Source organism: Mycobacterium interjectum, assembly GCF_900078675.2.
Classification (GTDB): Bacteria; Actinomycetota; Actinomycetes; order Mycobacteriales; family Mycobacteriaceae; genus Mycobacterium; species Mycobacterium interjectum.
Genome location: NZ_LT546236.1, coordinates 832,694 through 844,119, shown reverse-complemented (window position 1 = coordinate 844,119; position 11,426 = coordinate 832,694). Strand labels below are relative to the sequence as shown.

Here is an 11,426-nt window from a genome sequence, read left to right as displayed (position 1 = left end):
CGCCGCGGTCAGCCGCTTCGCCGGCAGCCGGGTGCCGCAGCGGGCCACCTGCACGCGGCGGGCGACCTCGGCCTGATCGCGCGCAAAGGGCACCGCACAGACCGGGACGCCGCGGTCCAGCGCCTTGACGGTGGTGCCCATCCCGCCATGGGTGACGGCACAGATCGCGCGGTCGAGGACCGCGCCGTGGTTGACAAACCGGCACACCGTGGCGTTGGCGGTGTGCGGCAGCCCCGCTGGCACGCCCGCCGGGAACGTGGCGACGACGTGGACGGGTTCATCGGCCAACGCCTGCAGGGCGATTCGGCCGAGCTTGGCATCGGCCTGCGGCAGGGATGACGTGCTGACCAACACGATGGGCCGGTCGATGGCGGCGACCCAGTCCGGGACGGTCGCGGGGGCAGGATCGAACTCACACGCACCGACGAAATGCACGTCGCGCCAATCGGGATGCGGGTACTCGAGGGGCTCTCCGCCGACCGCCAACAGCAGCGGGGCGCGGCGCATCAGCCCGTCCACCGACTTGACCCGCGGCACACCCAGTTCCGCGCGCAGGGCGTTGAGCCGCGGCACTATCCGGCGATCGAACAGGCAGCTGACGAACGGACGCATCGATGCGTCGCGGACCTTCCCGATCGGGCCGGGCAGCGGCCGCAGCCCGGGGCCGAAGGGCGGCGCCGCCCGCGATCTCAAATAGGGCGTGAACGGCGAGAAGACCAGCCACGGAACACCGCTGGCCTCGGCCGCCGACACAGCCCCCCAGCAGTTCGCGTCGACGATGACCGCGTCGGGCCGGACCCGTGCCAGCGAGCTTCGCAGGTCGTCGACCTCGATCACCGCGCGCCGGCACAACACGTCGATCGTCGTCTTGAGGACTCCTAACGCGTTGGGCGCCAGCCAATCCCGGCCGCTGATGGCCTCGATGCGCGGGTCAACCGCCTCGGTGTGGACGCCGGCCGCACGCATGGCGGGCACCCCGCCGGCCAGGGTGCGCAGGTGGACCTGGTGGCCGCGCCCACCCAGTTCCCGCAGCAACGCCCCCAGGGGATACAGGTGGCCCAGCGCGGGCGACCCGTAAGCCAGAATCACAGCCATGCGCCGTCGCTCTTACGAAGTGGGCGTCACGCCAACGTCTCGCAGCGCCGGCAGGTCGGCCGCCCCAGACCCGTGCAGGCAGATGCGGAGCTCGTCGATGAATCGCTGCAGCCAGGCCGTGGCGGCCTCAACCGACTCGATCGCCGCCGGTAACAGCGGCCTCGCCACGGCCACCACGTCGGCGCCCAGGGCCAGCGCCTTGGCCGCGTCCATGCCGGTCCGGATCCCACCCGAGGCGACCAACGGGATGGCCGGCAGCGCCGCGCGCACCTCCCTGATCGCCTGCGCGGTCGGTATGCCCCAGTCCGCCAGGTCCGGGTAGCGCAGTTCGCCGTAGCGGACCAATTGCTCGACGCGCGACCACGAGGTTCCGCCGGCTCCGGCCACATCGATGGCCGCCACCGGCGGTTCCCCGGACAGGCGCAGCAATTCGCCGATCGCGGCGGCGCCGATCCCGTGCCCGACCTCCTTCAGCAGCACCGGGTAGCCGAGCGTGTCGGCCAGGTCATGCAGCCGGTCCAACGACCCCGCGAAGTCGGTGTCGCCGTCGCGCTGGACGGCCTCCTGGAGCGGATTGGTATGCACGGCAAGCGCATTCGCCCCCACCCGGTCGAGCGCTTGAACGATGTCCGGCACCGCATCCTTGGTCAACTGGGCCAGGCCGATGTTGCCGAACAACAGCACGTCGGGCGCCACGTCGCGCACGGCGAAGCTGGCGGCGGCCTGCTCCCCCAGGACGCTGTCGAGCATCACGCGCTGTGACCCCAGCATCATTCCGATGCCGAGGCGTTGCGCCGCCGCGGCCAGATTCCGGTTGATGGTGCCCGACAACTCCGCGCCGCCGGTCATGGCGCCGATCAGCACGGGCGCCTGCAACCGCGCTCCGAGGAATTCGGTGCACAGGTCGATGTCGTTCAGGTTGGTCTGGGTCAGGGCGTTGTAGGGCAGCGTGTAGCGTTCCAAGCCCGTCGTCACACCCTGATAAGCCACATCGCCGTCGAGACACACGTCGATGTGGCGGCGCTTGCGGGTGGACATTTCGCCACGGTCGGCCGTCATGGCACATCAATCCTAACGTGGCGATTCAACATCCAGATCTGGGTCGACAGCACGAAGGCAAACGCGCACCAGGCGGGATACAGGCACAACCACGCGGCTCGGCTGCCACGGACCGCGATGGCGCGCCGGGCCAAGTCGGCGCTGCTCGCGGGCAGCGCGGCGTTCACCGCAGCGGCCGCCGCCAGATGGCGTCGATTGAAGAACACCCACGCACCCAAGCAGGAGCGGGCCGCCGGCGCGCTCCCGGCGTCACGGAGCCGGTCGAAGGTGGCCGCGGATACCGCCGCGATGCCGGCGTACAAAACCGGCCAGACGACGGGAAATGCCGACCGGGCAGGCTGATAGGCGGGTTTGCGCAATTGCCGGTACCACACCGACTGACTGGCCGGCCGGCTAGCCAGACCGCCCACCGTCGCCGTCGCGACCACCGCCGCGGCGCTGGCGACGGATGTGGCTGTGCGCACGGTTATCGAGCCGGCGCTACCGGCACCGCAATCTCGTTGCGGCGCAGCGCCGGAACCGTCCATGGCGGATCGTAAAACCAGGCCTCCGGCGTATCGACGGCCTCGAAGCCGCTCTCGCGCAACGCGGTCATCAATTCGGCGGTGTGCGCGGCAATGGCGCGGCGGCTGCGGCTGCCCGTGAAACGGTGTACCGCAACCGTCTCCGGCGGCACGGCCACCAGCCTGACTTCGCCGTCGTCGGGCTCGGGTAACGACTCCAGCGTCTTGCCGGCCGGCATGAAAAACCGGATCACCCATTGGCGCTCGGCCGCCGCCTCTTGCGCCACCGGCGCCGTCATCGCGATCTTCTCTTGCACGCCGTTGCCGCCGAAGATGTAGCGGGCAAGGCGGCGAAATCCGGTATTGCGGGCAGCCTCCTCGCCCGCGGTGACTGTCGTCTCCGCGGCGATCCTGGCGCCGTAGCGGCGGATCTCGACGTCCCGAGTCAGCTTCTCGGCGCTGTACTCCGGCTCTTTGGTGCCGTGCCGGTAACCGACCACCGAGCCTGCCGCATCGATGACCTGGCCAATCATGGCTCCCATCGACCCGAACACATTGCCACCTCGTTCCTTCGATCGAATTCTCTCCGCTGCGCCAAGGTCCACCCTAGCGGAATTTCCCGATTTAGTTAAGTACTTGAATGTTTAAGAAACTTAACCTACTCTCGAGTTGGCGCGCGGGCCCAATGCGCTGCTGGGCACGGCCATCGCGGCCGCGGATCACTCCAGAGGGCGGTGCATGTTAGCGCGAATGGCCCGACTCGCCGTCACCATGCCAGGACGGATCGTCGGACTCACGGTCCTGTTCGTGATGGTTGCCGGCGTTTTCGGCATACCCGCCGCGACCAGGCTCTCGCCCGGCGGATTCCTCGACCCGGCCTCCGAATCGGCCCGCGCCGCCGCGACGCTCGCCGAAAAGTTCAATCAGGGTGACATGGACCTGGTGCTGCTGGTGAGTTCGCCACGTGGCGCCAACGACGCAACCGCGCACGCCGTCGGCGCCGACATCGCCCGACAGCTTTCGCAATCACCCTTCGTGTCGCGGGTGACATCGCCCTGGGACGGGCAACCCAGCCCGGGAGCATTCAGCGTCGACGGAAAGACCGCGATGATTCTCGCCGCACTCAAAGGCGACGAAAACAGCGCGCCCAAGCACGCCCGGGCGCTGGCGGAGCGGTTCGCGCACGACCATCAGGGGGTCACCGTACAAGCGGGCGGCTCGGCGCTGGTCTACGAACAGGTCAACGAGCAGACCGAAAGAGACCTGCTGCGAATGGAAATCATCGCGATACCGCTGAGTTTCCTCGCACTGGTGTGGGTTTTCGGCGGGTTGCTGGCCGCCGCATTACCCGTGGCCGTCGGTGGCGTCGCGATCCTGGGTTCACTCGCGGTGTTGCGCGCGATCGCGCTGGTCACCAACGTGTCGATTTTCGCTCTCAACGTGACGGTGGCGTTGGGGTTCGCGCTGGCCGTCGACTACACCTTGCTGATCATCAGCCGGTACCGCGACGAGGTGGCCGCTGGGTCGGGCCGCGACGAGGCGCTCGCGAACACGGTGACGACCGCCGGTCGCACCGTGTTGTTTTCGGCGGTCACGGTGGCCCTGGCCCTGTCCGCGACGGCACTGTTCCCGATGTACTTCCTCAAGTCCTTCGCCTATGCCGGGACGGCGGTGGTGGCGTTCGCCGCCCTGGCGGCGGTGGTGGTGGCGCCCGCCGCGCTGGTGTTGATCGGGGACCGGCTCGATGCATTCGACATTCGCAAGCTGGGCCGTCGGCTGTCGGGCCGCCCCGCACCGCCGCCCTCAACGTTGGAACACAGCTTCTGGTACCGGACGGCGAAACTGGTGATGCGGCATGCGATCCCGGTCGGCTTGGCGCTCACCGCGTTCCTGGTTGCGCTGGGCGCTCCGTTCCTCGGTGTCAGATGGGGCTATCCCGACGACCGGGTACTGCCGACATCGGCGTCCGCGCGGGCCGTGAGCGACCGGATCCGCAGCGAATTCCGCACGACCTCGGAGACCAAGGTCGTCCTGCCCGATACGGCCGGCGTCACCACCGCGGACCTGGATGGCTACGCCATGCGGTTGTCGCTCGTCGCCGACGTCGCGGCGGTGTCGACGCCCACCGGCACCTTCGTCGCGGGTCGGCCCAGCGGGCCGGCATCGGCTCCGAGCGGAATGGCGGCCGGCAGCGCCTACCTGACCATCGAGAGCACCGCCCCCCTCTACAGTCAAGCCTCCGAGATCCAGTTGACCCGCATGCACGCGATCACGGCACCGGGACACCGGGCGGCGCGGTTCACCGGGATGGCGCAAACGAACCGCGATTGCGTGAACGGCATCACGTCGCGGTTGCCCTTGGTGTTCGGTTTCATCGCGGTGGTGACCTTGGTGCTGCTTTTCCTCCTCACGGGCAGCGTGATACTTCCGATCAAGGCGGTACTGCTCAACGTGGTGTCGCTCACCGCCGTCTTCGGCGCTCTGGTGTGGATCTTCCAGGACGGCCACCTCGGCGCGGCGGGCACCACGTCAACCGGCACGCTCGCGGCGAACGTCCCGGTGCTGATGTTTTGCATCGCGTTCGGATTGTCGATGGACTACGAAGTCTTCCTGCTCGCCCGCATCCGCGAGTACTGGCTGGATTCGCCACGAACCCGCGCGGCCAACGACGAAAGCATCGCGATGGGCCTCGCCCGCACCGGCCGGGTGATCACTGCCGCGGCGCTGCTGATGTCGATCTCGTTCGCGGCTCTGATCTCCGCGGGGGTGTCATTCATGCGCATGTTCGGATTGGGCCTCACCGTCGCGGTGTTGGTGGACGCGACGCTGGTGCGAATGCTGCTGGTGCCGGCCTTCATGCACGTGTTGGGCGGCCTGAATTGGTGGGCGCCCGACCGGCTGGCGAGATGGCACCGCCGGACCTTCAGTGGGCTGAGTCCAATTCGGCCTGGAACTGGCGCATTGCGGCAATAAGGGCGGTGAAGACCCGGTGCGCCGCGGCCAAATCGGCGTCGCTCAACTCGTCGAGCGCGGCACGGGTGTGCATTCCCAGCGGGTTGAAGAACGAGCGCGCGGTGTCCAGGCCGTCATCCGAGTAGCGCAGGATGACCTTTCGCCGGTCATCGGCGTGGGTGTCGCGGCGAACGTGCCCCGAGGTGATCATCCGCTCGACGAGGTAGGTGATCGCCGCCGCGGACAAACCCATCCGCTGGCGCAATTCCCCCGATGTCAGCGGAGCGCCCGCCGTCTCGGCCACCAGGATGTGCAGCAGGGCGCGAAAATCGCTGGGACCCAGGTGATGCACCGCGGCGAAAACGCGACCCAACTGGTCGGATTCGGCGGTGAGGGCGCGCGCATCGGCTGCGATCTGAGCCTCGAGCCGCACCCGTTCGGTGGTGGCTTCCATGAGAGTCGCAGCATACCGCGCCGAAGGCAGATTGTTAACTTGATTAATGGTTAAGTGACTGAAATGCTTGGTGGCGTGATCTGGGACGCTCTTGCCGCCGCCGTGACGGGCCGGCGGTCGTGGCTGCCCGGATTGGCGGCGGTCCTGCTGGGTATTGGCCTCATGGTGGTCATCGGCGGGAACGCGGCGGCGAGCCGGGCTCCGCTGTCGGTGCCCTCCTCCTCCGATTCCGCCAGGGTCGACGCCCTGGCCCGGGAGTTCCCGGGCGGCGACCGCGCTCCGCTGATCGTCGTGGTCAGCCGCGCCGACGGCGCGGCGCTCAGTCCGGCGGACGTCGGCGCCGCCCAAGCGGCCCGCGACCGGATGCTCGGGCTCACCCACGACGCCGGCCCCCCGCCCGTGACGGTTTCGGCCGACGGCCACGCGGCCGTCGGCCTGGTATCCGTGGACGCCGGCCTGTCGGGCCTGGCGCTGGGTGACGCCGTCGCGTCCCTGCGCGCCGTCGCCGCGGACGGCCTGCCCGCGAGCCTGCGGACCCACGTCACCGGGGGTCCGGCGTTCGGCGCCGACATCGCCAGCGCGTTCACCGACGCCAACGTCACCCTGCTCGCGGTGACGGCGTCGGTGGTGGCGCTGCTGCTCATCGCGACCTACCGATCGCCGGTCCTGTGGCTGGCGCCGCTGCTGGTGATCGGGTTCGCCGACCGGGTGGCGACGGCGGCGGGCACCGCGATGGCGGGGCTGACCGGGCTGAGCTTCGACGGCGCCACGTCCGGGATCACCAGCGTGCTGGTGTTCGGCGCGGGCACCAACTACGCGCTGCTGCTGATTTCCCGTTACCGCCAGGAACTTTCGCGCTATCCCGACCATCGGCGGGCCCTGCGCCGGGCCGCGCGCAGGGCCGCGCCGGCCATCGTGGCCAGCAACGCGACCGTGGTGCTGGCGCTGCTGACGCTGTTGTTCGCGTCGACGCCGAGCACCCGCAGCCTGGGCGCCCTGGCCGCGTGCGGATTGGTCGTCGCGGCGGTGAGCGTTCTGGTCGTGCTGCCGCCGGTGCTGGCACTGTGCGGCCGGCGGTTGTTCTGGCCCTTCGTCCCACGCGCCGACGACGCGGCCGCGCTCGATTCGGGGCCATGGCACCGGGTGGCCGAGCGGGTGGCCCGGCGCCCGGCCGCGGTGGCGGGGGTCGCGATCGCGCTCCTGGCAGCGCTTGCGACCGGTCTGCTTTGGACCCGAATCGGCTTGTCTCAGACCGAACAGTTCCGGGTTCGTGCGGATTCGGTGTGTGGCTACGACGTTGTGGCCGCCCATTTTCCGGGCGGCCTGGCCAGCCCCACGGTGGTCCTCGCCCCCTCCGCCGAGGCGGCCCGGGTGCAGCGGGCGATCGGTTCCACCCCGGGCGTGGTCTCGGCCACCGAAACGGGCCGGTCGGCGACGGGGCTGACGAAGTGGTCCGTCGTGACCGACGCCCCGCCGTCCTCCGGTGCGGCGTTCAAAACGGTCGTCGCGCTGCGGGATTCGACCAAGGCCGTCGCGCCCGGCGCGGTGGTCGGGGGCCCCGACGCGCAGGCACTCGACATCCGCGACGCCGCCACGCGCGATCGGCTGGTGCTCATCCCGGCGATCCTGGCGGTGATCCTGGCCGTGCTGTATGCGCTGCTGCGCTCGGCCCTGGCGCCGCCGATCCTGCTTGCCGCAACGATTCTCGGCGCGCTGGCCGCGCTGGGCCTCGGCGGCTGGGCCAGCACCCACGTCTTCGGATTCCCCGCGCTGGACAACAGCACCCCGCTGTTCGCGTTCCTGTTCCTGGCCGCCCTCGGCGTGGACTACACCATCTTCCTGGTCACCCGTGCTCGCGAGGAGGCCGCGCAGCACGGCGCGCGGGATGGCATGGTGCGCGCGGTGTCGGCCACCGGCGGCGTCATCACCAGCGCGGGCATCGTTTTGGCCGCGGTGTTCTGCGTGCTGGGGGTGCTGCCCTTGATCGTCCTGACGCAGCTGGGCATCATCGTGGGCCTCGGCATCCTGCTCGACACGTTCGTCGTGCGGACCCTGGTGATACCCGCGCTGTTCGCCCTTGTGGGCGACCGCATCTGGTGGCCCGACGACCCGACCCAACCGAAAGGAAGCACGACGTGAAACNCGCGCGGGCCGACCCGCGGGCCGGGGCGGCGCTGTCGCCCTACCCGGTGTGGTGCGCCTTCGCCACCATCCTGGCCACCCATGTGTGGCGGCTCAACCGCTGAGGGAGACCCCCAATCATGCCGACGCTGTTGTGGTTTCGCCGCGATCTGCGGTTGCACGACCATCCCGCCCTGGCCGCGGCCGCCGGAGACGACGGGGAAGTGCTCGCCTGCTTCGTCGTCGATCCGCGGCTCGAAGCCTCGTCGGGCCGGCGTCGGCTGCAATTCCTGGGTGACTCGCTGCGCCGGCTGCGCGACGACCTGGACGGCCGGCTGCTGGTGACCCGCGGGCGGCCCGAGACGCAGATCCCGCGCATCGCCGACGAGATCGGCGCATCGTCGGTGCACGTCTCGGAGGATTTTGCGCCGTACGGTGTACGCCGCGACGACAAGGTTCGCGCGGCTCTGGATTCCGTGCCGTTGGTGGCGACGGGCTCGCCGTACCTGGTCTCCCCCGGACGCGTGNGGCGCCGGCGAAATCGGGCGCCGCCGCCGCGCGCTGGCTCGACCCGGCGCGGCTGCCGATCCCGCGTTGCGAGATACCCGATCCCGGTGCGGCGCTCGACGTGCCCGCCGGTGAGTCGGCGGCCCGTAAGCAGTGGAAGGCGTTCCTGGACAATGGATTACACCGCTACCCCCACGACCGTGACCGGCCCGACGTGGCGGGAACCAGCAGGATGTCGGCGCACCTGAAGTTCGGGTCCATCCATCCCCGCACCCTGGCGGCCGACCTCGACCTGCGCGGCGCGGGGGCGCAAGCCTTCCTGCGGGAGTTGGCCTTTCGCGATTTCTACGCCGACGTGCTGCACCACTGGCCGGCCAGCGCGTGGCGCAACTGGAACGGCCAGTTCGACGGCATCCGGACCGATACGGGTCCCGAAGCCGAGCGCCGCTTCGAGGCCTGGAAGGCCGGCCAGACGGGGTTCCCGTTCGTCGACGCCGGGATGCGTCAGCTGCGCGAGACCGGCTTCATGCACAACCGGGTGCGCATGATCGTCGCGTCGTTTCTGGTCAAAGACCTTCACCTGCCGTGGCAGTGGGGCGCCGCGTGGTTCCTGGATCAGCTCGTCGACGGCGACATGGCCAACAATCAGCACGGCTGGCAGTGGTGCGCCGGATCCGGCACCGACGCCGCGCCGTATTTCCGGGTCTTCAACCCGATCACGCAGGGCGAGAAGTTCGATCCGTCGGGCGAGTATGTCCGGCGCTGGGTGCCCGAGTTGCGCTCGGTCGACGACGCGCACCTGCGCAAAGCTGAACGGCCGCAGGGATACCCGGCGCCGATCGTCGACCACGGCGCCGAGCGCGCCGAGGCGTTGCGCCGCTATCACAGCATCTGAGCGATTTCCGCTGCCCGAAGCCAGTCGGCAGCCGCCTCACTGGGTCTAGCGCGCCGCCTTCTTGCGCTCGATATCGGCCAGGGCGGCCGCGAGTTCGGCGCGCTGCGCGGCCGAGCTCTCCCACGACAGCTGCCGGTTCTTGACCACCTTGGCCGGTGCGCCGACCGCGATGGAGTAGTCGGGGATGACGCCGCGGACCACCGCGTGCGACCCGAGCACGCAGCCGCGCCCGACGGACGTGCCGCGCAGCACCGTCACCTTGACCCCCACCCAGGTGTCGGGGCCGATCCGGACCGGCGACTTGATGATGCCCTGGTCCTTGATCGGCAGGTTGATGTCGTCCATGCGGTGGTCGAAATCGCAGACGTAGCACCAGTCGGCCATCAACACCGAGTCGCCGAGCTCGATGTCGAGATAGGTGTTGATGACGTTGTCGCGGCCCAGCACCACCTTGTCGCCGAACCGCAGCGAGCCCTCGTGCGCGCGGATGGTGTTCTTGTCCCCGATGTGCACCCAGCGGCCGATCTCCAGCTCCGACAGCTCGGGCGTCGCGTGGATCTCCACCCCCTTGCCCAAAAACACCATCCCGCGGGTGATGATGTGCGGGTTTGCCAGCTTGAACTTCAGCAGCCGCCAGTAGCGGACCAGGTACCACGGGGTGTAGGCGCGGTTGGCCAGCACCCACTTCAGCGAGGCCAGCGTGAGGAACTTGGCCTGGCGAGGGTCGCGCAGGTTCGATCCACGCCAGCGGCGATGAAGCGGAGCATTCCACATGCTCGTCATGGCCGAAAAGCCTATCGGAGCCGCTACGGGTTACCCTCACCTGTACTCGATCGCTGCCTGCCCCGAAGGAGTTGGAAACCCGAGGTGCTTGCCCGACATCTCCTTCGTGGGCTTCGGCGTTGGTCCTGTGCGGCGCTGGCGGCCGCGCTCACGATCGGGCTCGCGGGCTGCGGCAACACCGACTCCTGGGTCGACGCCTCGCCCGCGCAGGGCTGGCCCGCGCAATACGGCGACGCCGCCAACAGCAGCTACACCGCGACGGGCGGCGCCACCACGCTGTCGCTGCAGTGGACACGCTCGGTCAAGGGCGCCCTGGCGGCCGGGCCGGCGCTCAGCGCGCGCAGCTACCTCGCCCTCAACGCCCAGACCTCGGCCGGATGTTCGCTGATGGAGTGGCAGAACGACGACAACGGCCGCCAGCGCTGGTGCGTCCGGCTGGCCCAGGGTGGGGGTTTCGCCGGCCCGTTGTTCGACGGCTTCGACAACCTCTACGTCGGCCAACCGGGGGCCTTCCTGTCGTTTCCGGTGACCCAGTGGACGCGGTGGCGGCAGCCGGTGATCGGAATGCCCACCACCCCAAGGTTTCTCGGAAACGGGCGGTTGCTCGTCGCGACGCACCTGGGGCAGGTGCTGGTCTTCGACTCGCACCGCGGCGAGGTGGTCGGCAGCCCGCTCGATCTGGTCGACGGTGTCGATCCCACCGACGCCACGCGCGGGTTGGCCGATTGCGCCCCGGCCCGGCAGGGCTGCCCGGTCGCGGCCGCGCCGGCCTACTCGACGGGCAACGGGATCGTGGTGCTCGGCGTCTGGCAGCCGGGTGCTCCGGCGGCGGGGCTGGTCGGGCTGAAGTACCACGCGGGCCAGCCCCCGCTGCTGAGCCGGGAATGGACCAGCGACGCCGTGGGCGCCGGCGTCATCGCCAGCCCGGTGTTATCCGCCGACGGGTCGACCGTCTACGTCAACGGCCGCGACCGACGGCTGTGGGCGCTGCGTGCCGCCGACGGGAAGGTGAAGTGGTCGGCGCCGCTGGGCTTTTTGGCGCAGACGCCGCCCGCGG

The 11,426-nt window shown here is 69.7% G+C and carries 9 protein-coding genes and 1 pseudogene; 4 read left to right on the top strand and 6 right to left on the bottom strand.

Annotated elements, in window-relative coordinates; genetic code table 11:
- The 4 genes from BN4348_RS34120 to BN4348_RS34105 all read right to left on the bottom strand — a co-directional run.
- On the bottom strand, window positions 1-1,095 hold a 1,095-nt coding region (locus BN4348_RS34120; protein WP_066909202.1), incomplete at its 3' end, for a glycosyltransferase.
- A gap of 12 nt (window positions 1,096-1,107) precedes the next feature.
- Window positions 1,108-2,154 (bottom strand): type 2 isopentenyl-diphosphate Delta-isomerase, encoded by a 1,047-nt coding sequence (gene fni, locus BN4348_RS34115; protein WP_066909199.1) that lies wholly within the window; start codon window positions 2,152-2,154, stop codon window positions 1,108-1,110.
- Window positions 2,151-2,618 (bottom strand): TspO/MBR family protein, encoded by a 468-nt coding sequence (locus tag BN4348_RS34110; protein WP_066909196.1) that lies wholly within the window; start codon window positions 2,616-2,618, stop codon window positions 2,151-2,153. Before BN4348_RS34110 ends, fni begins: the two co-directional genes overlap by 4 nt.
- A gap of 2 nt (window positions 2,619-2,620) precedes the next feature.
- Window positions 2,621-3,262, bottom strand: coding sequence for an SOUL family heme-binding protein (locus BN4348_RS34105; RefSeq protein WP_328588985.1), 642 nt, complete (start codon window positions 3,260-3,262; stop codon window positions 2,621-2,623).
- A gap of 133 nt (window positions 3,263-3,395) precedes the next feature.
- Between BN4348_RS34105 and BN4348_RS34100 the strand changes: the two genes are divergently transcribed.
- On the top strand, window positions 3,396-5,630 hold the full coding sequence (locus BN4348_RS34100; protein WP_066909193.1) for an MMPL family transporter: 2,235 nt from the start codon (window positions 3,396-3,398) through the stop codon (window positions 5,628-5,630).
- On the opposite strand, the gene BN4348_RS34095 is transcribed toward BN4348_RS34100, so the two are convergent.
- Window positions 5,581-6,063 carry a MarR family winged helix-turn-helix transcriptional regulator gene (locus BN4348_RS34095; protein ID WP_066909190.1) on the bottom strand — a complete coding sequence of 161 codons (483 nt, stop codon included), beginning with the start codon at window positions 6,061-6,063 and terminating at the stop codon, window positions 5,581-5,583. The two genes, BN4348_RS34100 and BN4348_RS34095, sit on opposite strands and share 50 nt — an antisense overlap.
- Window positions 6,064-6,126: 63 nt before the next feature.
- Here BN4348_RS34095 and BN4348_RS34090 point away from each other — a divergent pair, with 63 nt between their 5' ends.
- Window positions 6,127-8,202, top strand: coding sequence for an MMPL family transporter (locus BN4348_RS34090; RefSeq protein WP_066909187.1), 2,076 nt, complete (start codon window positions 6,127-6,129; stop codon window positions 8,200-8,202).
- A gap of 122 nt (window positions 8,203-8,324) precedes the next feature.
- Window positions 8,325-9,586, top strand: a pseudogene (locus BN4348_RS34080) (cryptochrome/photolyase family protein).
- Between the two features lie 45 nt (window positions 9,587-9,631).
- On the opposite strand, the gene BN4348_RS34075 reads toward BN4348_RS34080, so the two are convergent.
- On the bottom strand, window positions 9,632-10,369 hold the full coding sequence (locus BN4348_RS34075) for an acyltransferase (RefSeq protein WP_066909184.1): 738 nt from the start codon (window positions 10,367-10,369) through the stop codon (window positions 9,632-9,634).
- Window positions 10,370-10,453: 84 nt separating this feature from the next.
- On the opposite strand from BN4348_RS34075, the gene BN4348_RS34070 reads away from it, so the two are divergent.
- Window positions 10,454-11,426 (top strand): outer membrane protein assembly factor BamB family protein (locus tag BN4348_RS34070; RefSeq protein ID WP_066909181.1); only part of this gene is annotated, 973 nt, incomplete at its 3' end.

Excerpts from the sequence above, each read along its gene's own strand:
- fni (WP_066909199.1), bottom strand. The coding sequence starts at position 2,154 with ATGACGGCCGACCGTGGCGAAATGTCCACCCGCAAGCGCCGCCACATC.
- BN4348_RS34100 (WP_066909193.1), top strand. The coding sequence starts at position 3,396 with ATGTTAGCGCGAATGGCCCGACTCGCCGTCACCATGCCAGGACGGATC.
- BN4348_RS34090 (WP_066909187.1), top strand. The coding sequence starts at position 6,127 with ATGCTTGGTGGCGTGATCTGGGACGCTCTTGCCGCCGCCGTGACGGGC.
- BN4348_RS34075 (WP_066909184.1), bottom strand. The coding sequence starts at position 10,369 with ATGACGAGCATGTGGAATGCTCCGCTTCATCGCCGCTGGCGTGGATCG.
- BN4348_RS34095 (WP_066909190.1), bottom strand. The coding sequence starts at position 6,063 with ATGGAAGCCACCACCGAACGGGTGCGGCTCGAGGCTCAGATCGCAGCC.